At 51.0% G+C, this 19983-nt stretch carries 12 protein-coding genes and 4 pseudogenes; 5 read left to right on the forward strand and 11 right to left on the reverse strand.

What is annotated here, in order from left to right:
- Positions 1-350 precede the first annotated feature (350 nt).
- Positions 351-1334 carry a hypothetical protein gene (locus tag ACQE3Z_RS19330; RefSeq protein WP_426975028.1) on the forward strand — a complete coding sequence of 328 codons (984 nt, stop codon included), beginning with the start codon at positions 351-353 and terminating at the stop codon, positions 1332-1334.
- 245 nt (positions 1335-1579) lie between these two features.
- On the opposite strand, the gene ACQE3Z_RS19335 is transcribed toward ACQE3Z_RS19330, so the two are convergent.
- The 4 genes and pseudogenes from ACQE3Z_RS19335 to ACQE3Z_RS19350 all read right to left on the reverse strand — a co-directional run bounded on the left by ACQE3Z_RS19335 (position 1580) and on the right by ACQE3Z_RS19350 (position 7112).
- Positions 1580-1837, reverse strand: a complete 258-nt coding sequence (locus ACQE3Z_RS19335) for a DNA polymerase III subunit theta (RefSeq protein WP_426975029.1) — start codon at positions 1835-1837, stop codon at positions 1580-1582.
- A 40-nt stretch (positions 1838-1877) separates the two neighbouring features.
- A pseudogene (gene umuC, locus ACQE3Z_RS19340) lies at positions 1878-2905 on the reverse strand (translesion error-prone DNA polymerase V subunit UmuC); the annotation flags it as partial.
- 152 nt (positions 2906-3057) lie between these two features.
- Positions 3058-6174, reverse strand: coding sequence for a multidrug efflux RND transporter permease subunit (locus ACQE3Z_RS19345; protein ID WP_426975030.1), 3117 nt, complete (start codon positions 6172-6174; stop codon positions 3058-3060).
- 47 nt (positions 6175-6221) lie between these two features.
- Positions 6222-7112 carry an ABC transporter six-transmembrane domain-containing protein gene (locus ACQE3Z_RS19350; RefSeq protein ID WP_426975031.1) on the reverse strand — a complete coding sequence of 297 codons (891 nt, stop codon included), beginning with the start codon at positions 7110-7112 and terminating at the stop codon, positions 6222-6224.
- 86 nt (positions 7113-7198) lie between these two features.
- On the opposite strand from ACQE3Z_RS19350, the gene ACQE3Z_RS19355 reads away from it, so the two are divergent.
- The gene (locus ACQE3Z_RS19355; protein ID WP_426975032.1) at positions 7199-7780 is read left to right on the forward strand and encodes a TetR/AcrR family transcriptional regulator; all 582 of its coding nucleotides are present in this window, start codon (positions 7199-7201) and stop codon (positions 7778-7780) included.
- A 307-nt stretch (positions 7781-8087) separates the two neighbouring features.
- Here ACQE3Z_RS19355 and ACQE3Z_RS19360 read toward each other — a convergent pair whose 3' ends face one another.
- The gene (locus tag ACQE3Z_RS19360; protein WP_426975033.1) at positions 8088-10211 is read right to left on the reverse strand and encodes a tyrosine-type recombinase/integrase; all 2124 of its coding nucleotides are present in this window, start codon (positions 10209-10211) and stop codon (positions 8088-8090) included.
- Positions 10211-11197 (reverse strand): tyrosine-type recombinase/integrase, encoded by a 987-nt coding sequence (locus ACQE3Z_RS19365; RefSeq protein WP_426975034.1) that lies wholly within the window; start codon positions 11195-11197, stop codon positions 10211-10213. Before ACQE3Z_RS19365 ends, ACQE3Z_RS19360 begins: the two co-directional genes overlap by 1 nt.
- 359 nt (positions 11198-11556) lie before the next feature.
- Between ACQE3Z_RS19365 and ACQE3Z_RS19370 the strand changes: the two are divergent.
- Positions 11557-12290 (forward strand): annotated as a pseudogene (locus tag ACQE3Z_RS19370) (ArsB/NhaD family transporter); the annotation flags it as partial.
- A 104-nt stretch (positions 12291-12394) separates the two neighbouring features.
- On the opposite strand, the gene ACQE3Z_RS19375 reads toward ACQE3Z_RS19370, so the two are convergent.
- Both ACQE3Z_RS19375 and ACQE3Z_RS19380 read right to left on the reverse strand, forming a co-directional pair.
- Positions 12395-13276: a DMT family transporter gene (locus ACQE3Z_RS19375; RefSeq protein ID WP_426975035.1), complete on the reverse strand. Its 882-nt coding sequence runs from the start codon at positions 13274-13276 to the stop codon at positions 12395-12397.
- Between the two features lie 214 nt (positions 13277-13490).
- A pseudogene (locus ACQE3Z_RS19380) lies at positions 13491-13902 on the reverse strand (DUF1348 family protein).
- A 433-nt stretch (positions 13903-14335) separates the two neighbouring features.
- Here ACQE3Z_RS19380 and ACQE3Z_RS19385 point away from each other — a divergent pair.
- Entirely contained in the window at positions 14336-14515 is a 180-nt protein-coding gene (locus ACQE3Z_RS19385; protein ID WP_426975036.1) for a hypothetical protein, read from the forward strand.
- Between the two features lie 347 nt (positions 14516-14862).
- Here ACQE3Z_RS19385 and ACQE3Z_RS19390 read toward each other — a convergent pair whose 3' ends face one another.
- On the reverse strand, positions 14863-15216 hold the full coding sequence (locus tag ACQE3Z_RS19390) for a hypothetical protein (RefSeq protein ID WP_426975037.1): 354 nt from the start codon (positions 15214-15216) through the stop codon (positions 14863-14865).
- 664 nt (positions 15217-15880) lie between these two features.
- On the opposite strand from ACQE3Z_RS19390, the pseudogene ACQE3Z_RS19395 reads away from it, so the two are divergent.
- A pseudogene (locus ACQE3Z_RS19395) lies at positions 15881-17012 on the forward strand (MFS transporter).
- Positions 17013-17195: 183 nt separating this feature from the next.
- On the opposite strand, the gene ACQE3Z_RS19400 reads toward ACQE3Z_RS19395, so the two are convergent.
- Both ACQE3Z_RS19400 and ACQE3Z_RS19405 read right to left on the reverse strand, forming a co-directional pair.
- Positions 17196-18161 carry a ParB family protein gene (locus ACQE3Z_RS19400; RefSeq protein WP_426975038.1) on the reverse strand — a complete coding sequence of 322 codons (966 nt, stop codon included), beginning with the start codon at positions 18159-18161 and terminating at the stop codon, positions 17196-17198.
- 7 nt (positions 18162-18168) lie between these two features.
- Positions 18169-19362 carry an AAA family ATPase gene (locus tag ACQE3Z_RS19405; protein ID WP_426975039.1) on the reverse strand — a complete coding sequence of 398 codons (1194 nt, stop codon included), beginning with the start codon at positions 19360-19362 and terminating at the stop codon, positions 18169-18171.
- Positions 19363-19983: the final 621 nt, after the last annotated feature.

Raw genomic sequence — 19983 nt, forward strand, 5'->3', positions numbered from 1 at the left:
TGCCTAGTCAGGAATATCCCCGTCAAAAGCCAAATTTCTTTCATTTGGATCTTCACTCCACGTAACCTAGAGCGCAGGCCATTCACTGACCGGTTCATCAAGATACATCCCTAATGTTCCTTTTAACTGTTTTTTATTGCAAGCGAGCATAGTCGTAAACTCACTCAATCTTCAATGACTTCCGAACTTCCCTTTTTCGGATCTGACGAGGAAAACTACCAATAAAAAAATACCTTCTGTAATTATACCGCCCCATTGCTAATTGTAATACGATTTAGATATTGTATTACCAACGACAAATTGAATGACCATGTCGGATAAAATAAATATATTCCACTGAGGTAATCAAGATGGCTTTAACCACGCACAATGATTCAACCGACATACCTGAAACGGTTTCGCTTTCTGTCAAGGGGATCCCGGCCCCGGTCAGCCAGGCGCTGAAAGACGTTTCACAGGCCCGCAAGGTAAACCAGTCAGTGCTACTGCGCGAGATGGTCAACGGGCCAATGAGCAGCCTCATTCACGTTTTCTGCCTGAAGAGCCCTCTGGTTAATTCACTCGACTTGGACGTGGTGCAGTATTTAAACGGCGCTTTGACTCCGGTATGGTCAGCCGTACCGCTGGCCCCGCAATTTGAAGCCGTATACCGAGATCTGCTGAGTATCAGTAATGAGGACGATCTGACCCGCATCCTGCTGCGAAATGCACAGTTCATCCGCATGCGCGCCGGCCAGTGCCTGCCTAGAGGCACACAGATTACGGGCGGCGTATCAATGCACCTTGCCCTATTCAGCGAAATTGCGAGCCGCGATGAGCAGACGATAGAAGCATTCTGGGCCGGATTTGCGCGCTTCTGGGGACAGTGGTATCAGCGCCAAGATTATTACCAGCACATCAACCAGCTGCGAAGCGCGCAGGGTCTGCAACCCGCCAATGCGCTCAGCGAGGCCGGGGCGGAAGGGGTGTACTCTCGCGTGCAGATTCTGCAGGCAGAAGGATCGTATCCGGGATTCAGCCACGTTCTGATGACGCTGCGCACTGAAAACACCCGTTCTCTTCCAACAAACGTTTTCGGGCAGTTTGCGCTGCCTTATTGTAACGGTAACCTGCTGTCTCCCGATCCTGGCTACGGCGTTCCCTTCATTTACCCGAACAACGCGCTGGGCATGGGCTTCTGCTTTATTGAAGAAATCTGCTCACTACACTGCTATACCGTGACCGATCCGCGTCTCGGTCCTACGGCAACACTCAGCGAAGTCGCGACTGCGCTGGTGTCAGCCGTTGACGATACACTGCGCCCCTACGCCGTAAAGTTTCCGGTAAGCAAATAAAATAATGGCCGCATTAGCGGCCTATTTTGTCAGAGGCAGGCGCCACAATCAGGAATTACCGAGGCCCTGCACGCGGTGCTGCAGGCGTCTGGCCTCATCTATATCATGTAACTCACGCGCTTTTTCCAGCATTTCCGCCGAAGGCTCCGGTATGTTTTCAAAAGCTTTCTGGAACTGTTTAGACACCGAAGCAAGCGATAAGCTGTCGGTACTGGCCGTTCTGATCCGGAAAAGGGATGATGCAGCTATTTATCAGTCTCAGGTTTTGCATAAACCGCATCGTTTCCTGAAGGGTACTGTCTGGACAGTTCCCTGTAGAAAGTAAGATGCTCCCGAAAATACTCCCGATTATGCTTCGGCTGCTGGCGCTCAACTTCAGCAGCGAGCACCGGCATATTCATGCGTTCTTTGTACGCAACGCCGGAAGCCGCGAGATCGATATTTACCCGTTCACGTTCTTCAGCTGAGCGTGCAGCTATGTTGTGTTCACTACGTTCTGTCATGAGGCATCCTCTCTGTCGCATAAAATAACAGCTTTACGCGTTATTTCACTGTCAGTATTTCTGTAAGCCGGGTCGTGTAACGGGGTGACAGCATCTCGCGTTTCATCTGCCAGGCATTATCCGTTCCCTGTCCGGCAAACCAGACCTTACCCAGTCCGGACCGGTTGATCCGGTCCACAGCGGACATCAGTGCATCAGCGTTTGCGCGCGGCAGCTGCTGACTGAACATATCGAGCTGCGCCACACCTGACTGATAAAAATCCCCCAGAGTAACGCCCGCTTTTGCATACCGGTATCCGTCTCGCCATATGCTTTCGAGAGCCTGCAGGGCAAAGCCGATAATATCCCGGGTGTCACTGGTAGGGTATTCACAGGTCATTGCTGCCGCGTTCGCATACTGAGGCTCGTTTCCGTATCGGCCGGTTGCGACTGACACACTAATGTGCCGGCATTTAGAACCCTGCTCACGCAGTTTTTCTGCTGCACGGGTGGCATACGTGACCACCGCCTGCTGCAACTCATCAATGCCTGTCACACGCTGTCCAAAACTGCGGCTCACTACAATTTGCTGCTTTGGCGGCGGCGCATCTTCCAGTACGAGACAGGATTCGCCGTTAAGTTCGCGAACGGTACGCTCCACTATCACGTCAAAACTTTTGCGGATCATGCTGATATTACTGTCAGCCAGCTGCAGCGCCGTACTGATACCCATTGCATGCAGACGTTTACTGAGCCTGCCACCAATCCCCAGACATCATCCACGCTTACCAGCGCCAGTAGCTTGCGCTGCCGTTCAGGGCTGGAGAGATCGACTATGCCATTTGTAAGGGTCCATTTTTTGGCGGCAAAATTAGCCAGTTTGGCCAGCGTCTTGGAAGGGCCGAATCCTACGCCAATAGTCAGCCCGATCTTTTTCTTAACCCGGTCACGAATCTGGTGCCCAAAGGCTTCAAGAGGCATATAAGCTGCAATGCCACTGACATCGAGAAAGCTTTCATCGATCGAATAAATTTCCTGCCCGGGTGCCATTTCTCCCAGGATAGCCATCATCCGCGCAGACATATCGCCATTTATGTGGAATGGAAAATCTACAGGATTATTTCGCATTTGAATGGCTGCTCTGAGCGAAGAGCTGACCTTCGTGCCTAAAACAGGGTTTATGCAATATTTGCGATGAATAGTCCTGCAATCAGCCTCAGGATTGCCCTGAGGCTGATCGATCAGGCTTTATTTACCCTTTTTAGCAGGCCGCTAAGCTTTTGCACAGCCGATGTGATAATTACAAAGAACACCGGCACGAAAAAAATTGCCAGCAGCGTGCCGCTGAGCATCCCGCCGAACACGCCCGTGCCAATCGCATTCTGGGTGCTCTTACTGGCACCGTTCGCCAGCATCAGTGGAACCACGCCAAGAGTAAAAGCCAGTGACGTCATGATAATTGGCCGCAGGCGTAGTCGGGCCGCTTGCTTCGTTGCCTCAAGCAGCGGTTCACCCTGCGCATAAAGCTGTCGCGCAAACTCTACAATCAGGATGGCGTTTTTGGCTGAAAGCCCGATTAGTGTGATCATACCGACTTTGAAAAAAACGTCGTTGGACATACCTGCGATAAATACCGCCAGCAGAGCGCCAGCCATACCCAGCGGAACGACAAGTATCACTGACAGCGGTACTGACCAGCTTTCATACAGCGCGGCAAGCACCAGGAAAACAACAAGAACGGATAAGGCGATCAGCAGCGGCATCTGAGCCGCTGAGCTACGTTCCTGCAGCGAGGCGCCAGTCCACTCAGCGAAATAGCCTGCTGGAAGAGAAGCCGCAAGTTTGTCCATTTCAGCCATCGCTGCTCCGCTGGAGTAACCGGCGGCGGTGCTGCCGGTGATTTTAATGGCCGGATAACCCTGATAACGACTGAGCTGCTGCGGCGACTGGGTCCAGTACGTCGTGACAAAGGCCGACAGCGGCACCATCTCGCCGGAGGCATTCCTGACATAGAGCTTGAGTAAATCTTCCAGCTGCATACGATAAGGGGAGTCCGCCTGCACAATAACCTGTTGTACACGCCCGTTATCTACGTAGTCATTGACGTAGTTTGAGCCAATCGCGACGGACAGCATCTGATTAATGTCGTCAAAGCTGATGCCCATCGCCTCCGCTTTTTCTCTGTCCACCTCAAGATTGGCATTTACGCCCGCAGGTAAACCCTCAATGTAAACATCACTGACCATTCCACTGTTATTGGCCTTCTCCGTCAGCTCTGAGGCCGTCTGCAGCAATGCAGCATAACCGCGACCGGCACGATCTTCGAGGTAGAGGTCAAAGCCCGATGAAGTACCCATATCGGAGATCGCGGGCGGCATCAGGCTCATTACCGTGGCGGCGGAATCGTTATTCATTTTCGTCTGGACAAATTTTGCTTCACCATCAGCGGTCGCGCCTTGCCGTTCGCCCCAGTCTTTCAGCGTGGTAAAGGCCATCGCGGTGTTCGGACCGGAGCCGGAAAAACCAAAGCCAAAAATGGAGATATTACTGGCAATGCCGGGCCTTTCCATGATCGTTTTTTCAAGCCGATCGACCACATGACGGGTTCTTTCCTGTGTGGCATCTGAAGGCAGCTGGATCGACGTCATAAAGTAGCCCTGATCATCGTCAGGGATAAAGGATGAAGGAAGCGCCGAGTAGGCTGCAAAAATCACTGCACACAGCGCGGCATAAATCAGCATGACGCGGCCGCTGCGGCGCAGCGTGGCGTGCAATCCCCGCTCATATCGGGCCGTCAGGGCACTAAAGCGGCGGTTAAACCCGCCTGCAAAGCCTTTCTTTTCCCCGCCGTGCTGCGCAATCGGCTTCAGCAGCGAAGCACACAGTGCGGGGGTCATAGTCAGCGCAAGGAAAGCCGAGACCAGAATGGAAACGGCCATCGAAAGCGTGAACTGCCGGAAGATGACGCCAACCGAGCCGGTGGCGAATCCCATTGGGATAAACACGGCGGTAAGCACCAGCGTAATGCCGATAATCGCCGGCGTAATCTCGCGCATCGCCTCACGTGTTGCCTCTTTTGGCGAGAGGCCTTTTTCTGCCATCAGGCGCTCAACGCTCTCTACCACCACAATCGCATCGTCAACAATGATGCCGATAGCCAGCACCATGCCGAACATGGTCAGCACATTAATGGAAAACCCGCTCATCAACATCACGGTAAAGGTGCCGAGCAACGCCACCGGCGCGACAATCGCCGGGATAAAGGTGTAGCGCAGATTTTGCAGAAACAGCAACATAACCAGGAATACCAACACCATGGCTTCAATAAAAGTGTGTATTACTTTCTCAATCGACAGCTTCACAAACGGCGCGGTATCAAACGGCACTGAGAACGCCATGCCCTGCGGCAGCACCGTTGAGAGTTCATTCAGCCGTGAACGCACGCCCTCTGCAGTGCTGACGGCATTGGCACCAGGCATCAGCTGGATCGCTGCAGCAGTAGCCGCATGCCCGTTTTCACGAATAGCGAACGCGTAGCTTTGCAGTCCCTGTTCCACGCGCGCCACGTCAGCCAGCCGGACGCGTGAGCCGTTACTCAGCGCTTTAAGCGTAATGTTGCGGAACTCTTCCACAGAACTGAGTTGCCCGCGCACGTTAAGCGGGTAGGTTACAGACTGTTCGGGCTGCGCCGGTTCATCGCCGATCCTGCCGGGCGAGACCTGGGCGTTCTGCTGGTTCAGCGCGGTGGTGACGTCGCTGACCGAGAGCTTATAGTTAAACAGTTTGACCGGATCCAGCCATATGCGCATCGCCTTCTCCGCGCCGAATAGCTGAACTTTGCCGACGCCCGGCACGCGGCGCAGCTCCTCAGAAACGTTACGCGCAAAATAGTCGCTCAGGTCCTGTTCGCTGTACTGACTCGTGGGCGAGCGTAACCCGACGATCATCAGAAAGCCAGAGTTGGCCGCCTCCACGTTCAGACCGTTCTGGCGTACGGTTTGCGGCAGCCGGGATTCAACCACCTTGATTTTGTTCTGCACATCAACCTGAGCGAGCTTGATGTCCGTTCCGGGTTTAAAGGTAACAGTAATGCTGGCAGTGCCTGACGTATCGCTTGAAGACTCGAAGTAGAGTATGTCGTCGACGCCAGAGATTTCTCTCTCGATCAGCGAGATGACCGACTCATTCATGGTTTCTGGCGTGGCGCCGGGATATGTCACCGTAATGCTGACGCTCGGGGGAGCCACCGAGGGGTACTGCGCCACAGGCAACTGTGGAATGGCAATTACGCCTGCCAGTACGATAAACAGGGCGATAACCCAGGCAAAAACAGGCCTTTCAATAAAGAATTGCGGCATCGGAATGTCCGGTAGTTAAACAGGAAGATTTGATGTGTACGTTATGATCAGATTTGTTCTGTATGGACGCGGCGGCCGATATCATTGAGCTGGGAGTATTTCTCCAGCAGTTGTGGGCCATGATCCAGACTGGTAGCAAACATCCACATATAGGTCATGACTGAATAGATATGCCCGGCATTGATCCCCGTCGACTGCGTCATCCAGATAATGGTCAGGCTAAATAACATGGCGACAAGCACACCGATTGACAGATACCCCATTGCTTCACGATCGGAGAGGCGGATACGTAATCTGGCGAGAGTGGAATAGTGTCGCTGCAAAGATAAGGTTGTCGCCCTGCTGACAAAATCAACCTCTTTTTCCAGACGATTATTGAGTTTGTTATAGAGCAATTCATTTTTTCGGGCAAAACCGGGCAGGAAACAGGCCAGTAAAGCCAGGATGACCAGACAGGCAATACCCGCCCGGAATTCGATAATCAGCAACATCACCGCTGCACCAATCATCGAGAACAGCGAAGTGATGAGCATAGGAAAGTGCAGTTCAAAGAAATCAACAAACTCTCTCGACAAAACTACCCGTGCGGCGACGGTTGAATGATTAAAGTTACTTTTACGTTGCGTCTTGACCACGGATACTGCCAGAGCCGCATAAATCCTGGCAAAAGTGCGGGTATCAACGCTTCTGCGCGCTGCACCCAGACACCAGATAAATAAGATCATTACTCCATAAAGCATCGCGTTTAATGTCTGTCCGGACATGATGGCGTTAATAGAGACGCCAGCAAGGATCGGGTACAACAGATAAGTGACGTTTTCGGCAACAACCAGTAAAAAGGTAAAGAACAGCTTTTTGCGGTAGCGGTTAGCCAGTGATTTCAGCGTGCCGGAGGCGCTTCTGGTCGGAGAAATGGCCTTTATATTTTCAGTGTTCATCAGTGGTACTTCTGTTAAAATAGAGCAAATGCTCAATAAAGATGCATGGTATTTGAGCCAGCGCTCAAAGTCAACAGAGGTGAGAGATGAACGCTAAATCTGAGCTAATGAAAGAAAAAATTCTTAAGGCTGTTATTGAGTTATTTACAGAGAAGGGTATTGAAAAGGTTAAAACGCGAGATGTGACAGAGTATCTGGGTCTGTCCCGCAGCCACATTTACCATTACTTCAAAGACTGGCAGTCTCTGAGTCTTGCGGCAATAACAAACTTTATGAATGCCGAACTCAAAGAATTTCGTTCCATCATTAAGCCTTTATCCGCCAGACAAAAATTGCAGGAATTTATTGACGGTATTATTTCCGACACCCCCGACCCGACCCGTAAATTATATGGTTCCTTATGGTTACTCTCCACCCATGACGAAACCTACGCGAGTCTGATGCAAACTTTTCTGGATGAGTGGCACGAGGTGCTGGCAAACATTATCCAGACAGGCATGGACGAGCACACGTTTCGCATTGTTGATGCGCACCGCGTAGCGCGGCAGCTGGATGCCATGCTGTTTGGTTATAGTGAACATCTCTTAACCCTGCCCTCTGAAAGCTTAGTAAAGCAGGCGAAAGAGGATATTGACGATTTTATCCAACGAAACATACTGGCATGCTGATAAAAAATTAACTCAGCGTGACGTACCTGAGCTATAAAAGTGAATCGTTCAGGGCTAAGGGATGGCAGAAGCGTTTTGCTTCAGCTCTGGCTCCTGTAAGTCCCCGAATGAATATTTTCAATTATGGAGTCGGCTGTAAGACGGGAAATATCTGCACCAGAACTTTTCTTTGAGCAGATGGAAATTCACAGACTTTAAAATTCGGACGTTGACTCATACGTAATGCAAGAGACTTCAAAAGTCACTGGGGCGGATTTATTAGATGCCTGTACCAGCAACGTCCGCTTCTGGCACGAAGCGGTCCGTTTTACCCTTCGGGTTTAAGGGGCAACCTTTTAAGAGCCTGTTCAATTTTCTCTGCGTCCTGTTCAACGATGGCTCTTTCATCGGGTGTGAGCGGAACTTCTTCAAGGTAACGTCTGACAGAGGCTTTGCTTTCCAGTACCAGTCCGCGCGCGCTCTGTTTGAGCAGGTTAAAATCGCAACCAATGCAGGCCATCCGGTGCTGACAGCTGCTCCAGAAAGGGTTCGTGCAGTATGAGTCACCCAGATCATAGTACGTCGCGGGTCCGGTCAGACTGGCGGCTTCCGGATCGTGGTCAATCAGCACGCTTATCATGTGAGCCACTCTGTCTGCTTTTACGAACGAGGCAGCCAGCTGAGTCGGACGTATACGAATATAATGCATGGTTGACTGTGGGGACGAGTGGCCGGCCCACTGCATCAGCTCATATAAAGACATGCCCTGAGGAACACCGGCCAGTGCTGTAACGGCAGAAGCACGGCCGCGGTGACTTGTAATGGGACCGCGTGAATCTTCCACAGGCATACCCGCTCTGGCGCAGAGAAGCGGAATGACAGTGAGATTTATTATGTTCCTTCCCACCGGTTTACCCCGATTCTGAAACAGATAACGAACTTTTTCACCGGTGCGTTCATCCGTAAGTGCTGCCTGCTCCTGAGGACGCTCACTGAGCCAGATATCGACATATTTTTTCACAACAGATGAGACCGGCTTAACAAAAGCTTTAGACGTTTTGCCGGCAGGCACGCTGAGATAGCACAGAGTACCCGCCGGGATAGCGCTGCCGTTTTCCTGCAGAATGTCATCCGCCTGTGGAGTAACGCAGTTCATTGTCAGGCGCATAAGTTCGTTCTGTCGCAGCCCGGCATGTGTCCAGATCACCGCCATAGCCTGAAGCATAGACAGGGGGTAATGAATTTCGCTCAGCAGGTCTTCCTTACGCAGATTCAGGCTTGCCCAGACCAGTTTCAGCCAGACCGGATCATCAATGACACGGGGGTTCACGCCCTGACGAAACAGCGGTGTGTCAGGCGTGGAAAGATGACGGGCCGGACTGAATTTTAATTTCCCCCACCCCCAGCTTTCATAATCAAGCATAAAACGACGTACTGCATAAACAAACCGGCTGCGGGAATGGGGCATCAGAGGCTCTCCAGAGCGGCTTGATCGCCTGCCTCCTTTATGGGTGTCCAGTGACAGCCCGTCCACTTTCAGTCTGCCAACCATTGAAATAAAGCTGGCGCAGGTTTCCATTGTCCAGTCAGACGGCTCGCATATTTCTGGCTTTTCCCGGGCAAGCCACAGGCCACAGCGGAGAATGAAACTGTACTGATTTTCTCTGGAGCGGGGGCGGAGTACCGACGTTTCCCGCCACTTCCGGCACCACCGGGCCCAGTCAGGCGCGATACCTTCTGTTGGCTTTTCATGCCATTCTTTATAATTACGCATTCTCAGGGGGCTTTTTATAATCCCCATAGCAGCAAGTGCATAGGATATTCTCCCTGTAACTCTTGCGATTCCCCGGTCGTGGCAGTTCTGCCCCCGCCACAGCAGGTCTGTCGTAAAAGTTTCAAGTTGCGGATCATTGTTCATCAGCATCAGAACACCCAGCATACCCGACAGGTTGTGTTTCTGATTCTGCCCGACATATCCCAGTGAGATCAGAACGTCGTTCAGCCGGTTAAGTTCATGGCTGACAAAGCTCCGGCCATAGATGGCACTCGCATAAAGTGACGGTGCGCCATGCACTGGCTGGCTGAGCGCAGAGGGAAACGGGCCGAGATGAAAGGCAAAGGCGACAAGCAAAGGCCTGCCGGAACTGTGTTGCTGACAGAGCGTTAACCATCTTTCCTGCGTCCATAACCAGCAGGGTTGCCCTGCCCGGTGCGTTTCTGCCAGAACGGCAAGTATGATAATTCTGACCAGTCTGGCACTAATATTGCTGCGCGAAGCAATATCCTGCAGGGGCAACAGTAAAGACGGCAGGGAATCCGGCTGGTCTAAAGCAGCTGACCGTCGATAGCCTGTACTTATTGCTTCCCTTTCCTCAGGACTTAATGCATCACTGAGCTGATAATCTGTGCGTTTAAAAGGTACATAGGAGACGCTGGCTGTCTTTTCCTTCATCAGTATGTCCCCGTCTGAAAAATAAGCCCGGCTACTTTTTTGTCGTTTTCGACCACGGCTGCGGTTATCCGGCCAGCCAGATCGGAACCTGACAGATGGATATAAATCTGTGTGGTGCGCGGATCCCTGTGTCCTGCATAAGTCGCCAGCTCATGCAGCTTCCAGCCGGCCCGTGCCAGATGAGTCAGACGAAGATGACGGAAGGTATGTGTTGTAATGTGTTGAAGCCCGGTATCCAGAGCCCATCTGCGTACGGTTTTACTCCAGTTCCACACAGAAAGGGGGGTGCCATAATTACGATCAGAAAATGAACGGAACAACGCACCCTGTATCCAGTCAGCCTGCTTTAGCTGCCGAAAATGGTTTGCCAGTACCGGCGCCACGTCCGGACCATAACACACAACCCTTTCCCGCCTGCTTTTCGTTGTTTCCGGGCGGATACGGATCAGGCGATGAGCGGGGTCAATATCTTCAAGCGCCAGGGCTGTCACCTCTGCACGGCGGAGTGCACCAAAATAAGCAAGCGCGAGCATCAGCCGGTCACGCAGGGAGGCAGCTGAAACATGTTTAAGAAATCTCAGCCATTGATCATTGTCAGGTATTACGGGTAAGCGGGTGATACGCGGGACCAGCCCCCGCCCGGTATAAATGGTACCAGGTAAACCCGCACGGGGTAGCGGATTGAGACTGCATATATCCTGATAAACCAGAAAGTCATACCAGAGACGGATCGCAGACAGGCGAAGCTGAAGCGTGGCGCTTGCCACGGGGAAAGGCATCCCGGGTAGCTGAGGGCTGATGTAAGCAGCCAGGTCTTCAAACTGGGCCTTTTCAGGTTCAATATTATGCAGGCTGCAAAACGCAAAATAATGGCGGAGGGCACTGCGGTAGGCGGTAAGTGTGGTCTGCGCCCGCCCCAGATCTGATAACAGTTTCAGCCAGCGCTCGGCCAGTAACAGAACACGTTCATCCGGTGGAATCAGCATAGCGTTCACCTCTGACAGCAATATCGCTGCTTAAAGTTTACCCATTCAATGTTGCATTCCACTTAACTTACTATATGCCCGCCTGAGCGGCAGTGGTTATTGAACAGGCTTACCTGTGCCAGCAGTATGATATTCAGCATTATCGCCATCAGCCTGAACGCGATAATGCAACCACAAATGGAAAAGCAGTCTGCCTCTGAAAAATTTATCTGTACTTATACGTTTAACCACATCTGAAAATTAGCGGTTTATCCAGCCGCAGCATCAAACGCGGCGGAGTAGCAAAAGGAGATATTATGTTTCTGGCGGGCGCGATTTTCGTCCTGACGCTGGTACTGGTTATTTGGTAGCCGAAAGGGCTGAGCATTGGCTGGAGCGCTGTTTTGGGCGCCGCTCTGGCGTTGCTGACCGGCGTAGTAGAGATCGGCAATATCCCTGCGGTCTGGCAGATTGTCTGGAACGCCACCGCCACCTTTATTGCATTTATTATCATCAGCCTGCTGCTTGATGAGTCCGGCTTCTTTGAATGGGTCGAGTTGCACGTTTCCCGCTCAAGAGGCGGAAAAGGCAGGCTACGGTTTACCTGGATCGTTCTGCTGGGCGCGCTGGTGGCGACGCTGTTTGCCAATGACGGCGCAGCCCTCATCCTGGCGCCGACCGTTATGGCCATGCTGCTGGCACCGGGTTTCAGCCCCGGGGCCACGCTGGCGTTCGTTATGGCAGTAGGTTTTATTGCGGATACCGCCAGCCTGCCGCTCATCGTGTCGAACCTAGTGAACATCGTGGCGGCAGATTTCTTTCAACTGCGCTTCAGTGAATATGCTTCGGTCATGGCACCGGTCAATATCGCCTCCGTTGCCGCCACGCTGGTCATGCTGCATCTTTTTTCCGCAAAGATATTCCCGCCGACTACGATCTGACGAAGCTGAAAGCGCCACGGGAGGCGATTCGCGACCTGCGCACTTTTAAAACCGGCTGAGCGGTGCTGCTTCTGCTGCTGATCGGTTTTTTTGCCCTTGAACCACTGGGGGTGCCGGTCAGTCTGGTAGCGGCTATGGCCGCGTTTATTCTTTGGCGGGTTGCCCGTAAAGGGGCCTTTACCAAAGAGGATGGTGAAGCCGTCATTGATGATCGGGGAGAACGCGTTCGTCATTCATAACCCTCTCAGGTAGCGCTGGCTTACAGGGTGCTGAAACATCACGGAGCGCCCCTGACACGTGATGCATGAATGAACTCCAGGGCGAGATAAGTAATCACAGCGGTAAATGTGATGGCGCCGCCCACAAGCGTGGACAAGGGCGGCGTTTCATCAAAAATCATCCAGACCCATAAAGGTGCCAAAAGCAGATCAAGCTGACCAATAAGACCGGCAAGCGTCGCCGGAATAAACCGGCTTCCGCCAAGATAAAGTAAATAACTCAGGCTCTGAGTCGCGATGCTGAAGGCGAATAACCAGAGCATCTCTGTCAAATCCGGAACGGGCGCATCGGCCGGACTTTTCATAAAACAGACAACCATACAGATCAGGCAGGCTATCGCCGTCACGCCTGGCAGATTGATATCGGGCCATTTTTTCGCCAGCACAATACTGCCGGCAAAACCGATCGCCATCAGAAAGGCAATAAAATAACCAGCAAGATCGCCCTGATTGCTGGAGAAGCCGGCCATAATACAGACACCGATAAGGCTCGCCAGTGAGCAGACCGCTGCCCGGAAGGTTAACCGCTCCCGCAAACACAGCCATCCCAGCCCAAGCGTAATGAAAGGGGTTGTGGCATAAATGGTCATCACCCCCGCCACGGTCGTGGCTTTAAGCGCGGCGATATAGCAGAACATTGCCAGAGACATCACGACGGCAGAAAAAATTTCACGCCAGCCCAGCCGCACCTTCTGAGGAAACCAACGGTTGTTACGACAAAAAAGCAGCACAAAGACCAGCGTGATAAACGCGAATAGGGAACGCCAGGCCACCATAGACCAAACATCCATTTGCAGATGCCGGACAAAAATACCAACTGAACTCCACATGAGGACTGACAAAGTGACCAGCGTCACGCCTGGTAGGGTCTGGCTGCGCAACGTGCGACTCTCTTTATGTATTAAATCTGTCATCTTTCCATTTCATATTCGCAAAATGCACAGTATAGAAGCTACCGCGCGTTTTTTCAGGATGAGACAGAATTTAACGAGGCGACGGGCAGGCTCGCGCGGTACACGATGGCCTGCCTGATCAACTCTTTCAGAAACCCAGCTCGCTGAGCCCCGGATGCTCATCCGGACGTCTGCCCAGCGGCTAGTGGAAACAGCGCTCCAACTCTTTTATCGGCTTACCGTTGATGCGGGCGTAACGTCTTAGCATCAAGTTCTGCTCATTGAATTCCCAGTACTCATTACCGAAGCTGCGATACCAGTTGCCGGAATCGTCATGCTATTCATAAGCGAAACGTAGCGCAACTTTGCTGGCGTCAAAGGTCCACAGCTCTTTGATTAGTCGGTAATCCAGCTCCTGGCTCCACTTACGTTGCAGAAACTGCACTACCTCTTCACGCCCGTTCACAAACTCAGCGCGGTTGCGCCAGCACATGTCGGTGGTATAAACCAATGAAACTTTTTCCGGATCGCGGCTGTTCCAGGCATCTCGCTATACGCACTTTCAGCGTAGCGGTTTCAAGGGTAAACGGCGGTAAAGGTTGACGTATTTCCATCGTGGATCCTCTTTTAGTCGACAATGACTGGTTGTTGCAGACCGGCTCTATGCTTTCGACAAAACCTGCCCCGATGCGCACAGCCACCTGAGCGCGTGTGAAAAAGGGTATTTCTTCGCTACACCATGGAGATTTCACCCTGAAATTATCCGTTAAAATGGAAGAATATCAAAAAGTTAAGTGATAATTTTATCTGGTGAAGCCAGTCGAAATATTGCCAGCGCTAATGGCGTTTTCTGGCAGCGAAAACGCGTTGATTAAAAATAAGAAGTTAACCCAGACCACGTCTCTTCTTTACAGGTGCCTCAGCCTAAACCTATCGTAATCTCCTTTTCCATCACAAACATATAACATCATTGCAGGGGTTTGTTGACAGGCATTCATTGATAGAATTAAATGTATATACAACACCTGACAACTGGAAGAACAGACTGTGCAACCGCTCCCTACCGATATGATCTGGCGGAATGTCAGACTGGCAACGCTTGATTCCGAACGTCCTGAGCCTTACGGCATGCTCGACCATCACGATCTTATCCTGCGCAACGCCCGGATTCTGGCGCTGACGGCGTGTGGAGTAGTATCCGGCGGCACGTGGGTGGCCGCCAGGTGACGCCACGGCTTATTGACTGTCATACCCATCTGGTTTTGGCGGTAGCACAAGTAGCTGGATCAATTCAGCACTGCGGGAGAGTTCAAACATATGATCTCTTATCGTAATGGGCGTCGCCGTCATGGCAAGCACCATGATACGAACCCCGAAGCAGCAGAAAAAAGGGCGACCAGATAAGTGAGCTCATGATGACCTCTTTCCACGGGCGCGCAGCAACCCGAACGGAGGTGCTGCTGATCTGCTGCGCTGGCATTTGTAGCTGTGAAAGCACCGCGCCCCCCAGCGATGCCATTATTCCCATAAAAAGGAACGAGCCAACATACGGCACGGCAAACAACGCGCTTTCGCTACGGGCGAGTAATAGCCCCAGCAGCGCTGGCGACCACCCCGCCGGCAAGCACCAGTGAGATAGCTTTTGCCCGGGACGCCGGGAGTGCCGCTTCACCCACAGCAAACCGGTAAAACTGGGCGAGCGCTTGGTATATGCCTAGGAAAAACAGCTTAAGACATAACAGCAGAATGGAATGAAACATCGTTGCCGCCATTGAAACGGCAGCGGCAACCATGCCGTTCAGGACACGGGTGATGAAGCCTTTTTTTTGCCAATCCTGCTCATGCACAGAGACGCTGGAAACATGACAACCGCCGTGGCTCACCATTGACAGAGGCAAGGTTATCAGTGAGGAAGAGGGAGCTAGCATCTCACCGGCAAGTCCCCCAATCGTCATCGTCAGAATTGAAATTGTCTGAAAGACAGCCCGAGAAATGGCAAGTATCAGTACCTATCGGTACATGTTTTTCATTTTAATATGCTTCTGAATAGACCGTGATAAGCCTGTCAGCGACCATCCTCGACATCAGATGACAGTATACACGGTAACCGGATATTTCACTTTGAAGCGGATGAGATGCCTGAAGCGAACAGCGTGTCCGGTGCAGATCCGGATCAGAGATTTACTGAAGCAGAAGTATATTGAGCGGGGTAGAATGATGTGAGTAGCTCGTCAGCCATCTAACGATAAAAAAAAGGACAATACTTCTACAATGGTAAAACTTTGTCGAAAAAACCTTGTTGCACTATTTAACGGTCTTTTCCTGTTTCTCCACCTATTTTTTGCCATCAAATAACCTGGAAGCCTGTTCCCTACGGCAGGGTTACGAAATGGACAGTCAGGCGCCTGTACGCTGCGCCAGCAACCGTTCCACATTATGACTTACGTTTCTTTCTGGTGAGCTTATAATCACGGTCTTACCTGACACAACCAACAGAGAGTCGTCATCTTTTGACGATAAAATCGCATGTCATATAATCCAGAAACGACAGAGGAAACATCGGGCAAGTAGCATAACGACGCCCACAGGTTTATTTTTTCCGTCGAGGGAGACGTTGCGCTCTCCCATAGCTGCAACGATATAATCCCGGCCACGTTGCCGACTCTTTATCCTTTACTCAAATCCAGCTATGCCCTCAGCTATACGCAGATAGGCATGATCGCGCTGGTCTATCAGATCACTGCATCTTTGTTGCAGCCCTGGGTAGTTTTTTTTACCGATAAGCGCCCCATGCCGCTGCTGTTGCCTGCGGGAATGGCCGTCACGCTGGTGGGCATTGGTCTGATGTCCATTGCCAGCTCTTATTCGCTGTTGATTTTATCGTCTGCGCTGATTGGCGTGGGTTCATCGACGTTTCATCCAAAGTCTTCTCGCGTTGCGCGTATGGCATCCGGTGGTCGTTTCGGCACTGCGCAGTCCTGCTTTCAGGTAGGCAGCAACGCCGGCGCCGCTGCTGATCCTGCCACATGTTCAGTTATCGGTGGCCTGGCTGATGTTGATAGCGTTGCTGGCGATTGTCGTCCTTTCAAAAGTCAGCGTGTGGTCGGTTACACATGGCCACGCCCATATGAAAAAACATGCTTCGGCCATAACGCCGTCTCTTCCGCAAGGACGCGTAATGCTGACAATAAGTGGAGTGGGCGTGCTGCTGTTCGCCAAGTTCACCTATATCGCTTCCATCAGCAATTACTACACCTTTTATCTGCTGCAGCGTTTTCAGCTGCCGATTGAACAGGCGCAATTCTGTCTGTTCGCCTTTCTGGCCGCGGTGGCGCTGGACATATTTGTCGGCGGACCGGTCGGTGACCGTGTTGGTCGCAAAGCGGTTGTGTGGATATCGCCTTGGCGTGATTCCCTTTGCGTTGATACTGCCTCATGCTGATCTGTTCTGGACGATCGCACTGACCGTAATAATTGGGCTGATCATTTCCTCCGCCTTTGCCGCTCTGGTGGTCTATGCGCAGGAGGTATTGCCAGGCAGAACGGGCATGGTGTCAGGAATTATGTTTGGTACGATGTTTGGCGTGGGCGGCATTGCAGCTGCAAGCCCTGGTCAATTCGCCGCTCTGTATGGCATCTCAGCGTTTTATTAGTTCTGTGTTTTTTTCCTTTGCCCAGATTGACTATGTTGTTAATGCCTGATTCCCGAACAATCGGGTACTAATTAGCTTTATCTGGCTGAAGGGATATGACATCGTTATTTCAAAGGGGAGTTGAAGGCTGGCGGTCATAACCAAATAAAAAATAACTCAGGGTGAAATGGCTGGAGATTTCACCCTGAAATTTTTATCTTTTTAAGTATAAAATCAGTGAGTTATATAGCAAGAAAGAGCGGAGGGTCTCTGTACTATTTTGTCAGGTGTTTCTCCAGCACCTGCTGAACTGCGTTATCGATTTCTACCTGTACTTCTGTTGGCAGACGATTGAATTCATAGCTGAACATACGGCCTTTGCTTTTCTTTCGCGCAAAGCGGTTCTTGTCTTCAAAGCGCCATAATGACGTAACAACTGTTTCTTCGCCTTTTGGCTGTGTCAGCGAAGCAGACTTTTGACGGAACAGTGCCACCAGCTTATCTTTGATCTCATCTTCAGCAGCCTGAGCCTGATGACGGATAGCGTCGATATCTTCCTTCAGCTGCGTAATGATTTCACTAACCGTTTCTCCCTGAGCATGAATAAGGGCTTCGGCGCTATACAGCGCTTTATAATCCTGATAACTGAGTTCAGACTGTACCGGGAAAACCGACAGCATCTCGCCTGAAACAGCGGCAGCTTGCAATGCGCGGGTCACTTTCGCCTGCGAGAGGTGTTCACTCTCTGCGATCTCTTTCTGTGAAAGGCCGCTGTTTTTTAGCGCCAGAAGGCGCAGACCCACTTCGCGAATATTGTGTTCCCTTGCCGTCTGGATATCTTTAGCCAGATTTCTTGCGTCATCAACCGATAGCGCCTCCTCCGTTACCAGCACTGTCAGTTTGGTATGACAGAGAATCGCGGCGGCGCGGCGGCGTGACCCATCAAGGATCTCGATTTTATTATTCCGCCGCACGCCGATAGCAGGGAAGAACTGCTGCATTGGCAGTGTTCGGGTAATATCTTTTAGCGATTCCGGCGTCAGAGCGGCCTGATCGCGACCATTAACTTCCTGTACCACAAAAGTGCCGATTTCGACTTCCTCTGCTGGCACAGTAACCAGAGTGAACTCGACTTTACTGCCGGAGGAGAGCGTAAAGATCTGACTGTTTTCATTGTTGGCGATATGGCTAAAGGTTGAAGGCGTGAAGGTCCTTCCGATGGTTTTACGATTTCTGGACATGGGCGCCTCAGTTCATCCGGATAAATTCAATACGATCAAAAACTGCTTTGGCAAAGTCTTCAGCTGCGTTGCGGGCATTCTTGAGTGCTTCGCTGCTACCGATATAGGTTGCCGGGTTAGCCGAAATGACGGTATCGAAAGATTCGCCACAGCGTTCAAAACCATCCAGTCGGGGAAGGGCAACATCCAGCATTTCGCCACCGAAGATTTCTTTGGCCAGGCTGTGGCACAGTTTATGATCGGCTTTATTCGACAGTTTTGACATAAAGCCGATGTTGCCTTTCAGGCGGCATTTATAGCCTGAATCATCGATGAGTTTGATCAGCTCAGGCAGACGGGTCAGATATTTCAGCGTGGAATGAAAATCAACCTGTGCTGGCGGAACAGGCGTCATCATCAGATCGGCTGCAGCAATGGAGTTTTTCAGAAAAGAATCGAGATGCGGCCCGCTGTCGATAAAGATGAAGTCGTAATCTTTTAACAGCTTATTAATTACGTTCTCGCGCAGTACCGCGTGGATATTCTGACCTGGCAGATGTTCGGCACAGAGTGTATTCCAGTCAGAAGCGATAAAGGCATCATCAATCGAGGCTGGCAGTACATCCACACCTGGCACGATGGAGGAAACGATAAACTCTTCCAGCATTTCTTCACGTGAGACATTTTGCAGCATTGCCTGAGCAGAGGTTGTTTCCACTATCCCAATAGCGCGCGTATGATTCAAAAACATGGTTGCAGATGACTGGGGATCGAGATCGATAACCAGTATGCGCAGATCCTCCAGTAGCAGAGAAGGATGGCTTCGCAATGCATGGGCCAGTGAAACGGTTGAAACCGTTTTTGACACGCCGCCCTTAAGGTTGCCGATAAAAATCGTCAAAGCTTCATGATAACGGTCGCGGTATTTGGGAACGCCGCGATGCTGATAAATATCGATGATGTTCTGCAGCGTCATCGCATACTTCATGGAAGAGCCAGCTGGACGTTTTTCAAATTCATAGCCATTGGCTTCCATTTCACTGACGGCATAATCCACATTTGCTCTCGTCAATTTAGGTAGCTTTGCCAGCGCAGCCTTTGCATAAACCTGAAAATATTCGTTTTCGTGGAATTCTTCTTTTTGAGCCTGAATCTGTTCTGTTAACGAATGCAGCATACGTTCAGCACGCTGGGCCAGCTTTGTCGCCGACTGGTTCATCATGATTCTTTTCCTTTATGCAGCTTTTAAGCTTAAAGGTAATAATCCTGCATAAATTTTAGAAAGTAAACTTTTATTTGAAATTATGCAGGTTGTTGTGATTACTGAACAGGTATACGGGAAACAGCATCTTCTTGTTACCTGTCTGGTTTTTAGTTAATGGTGCTCGCCGCAGTACTGACTAGCGAAGTCTGTCTGTACGAGGAAGCGCAAAGGCACAGTTGTTGAAGATTGCACTGACATAACGGGCGAAAGGTTATGCACTTATCAACAGTTCAGATCCAATAAGATGATCCAATAATGATCCCTAATAGATCCCAAAGATCCCATTTCCTATTTCCTTTTTATAATCAAAAGGATATAAGAGTTTTTAACCACTGTAGAGAGCAAATTAACCACTATGGGAGGTAGGATAACTACTGTAGTGAGCAGAACATCCACGGAAGAGAGCAGATGCTATCCACTATAGGCAGCTAGCTGCGATTCTAGGTGTGTATAACTGTCCAGAATAGTTGTGAACCGATCCTGAGGTTTCTTTAAAAGCTTTTAAAGACCCAAAATTACGGTATTTATTTAGCTTAAGTGAATGATTTTAAGGGATATCATAAAAACAGATTGTTTGGT

Source organism: Pantoea sp. FN0307 (assembly GCF_050113815.1).
Taxonomy (GTDB): domain Bacteria; phylum Pseudomonadota; class Gammaproteobacteria; order Enterobacterales; family Enterobacteriaceae; genus Mixta; species Mixta alhagi.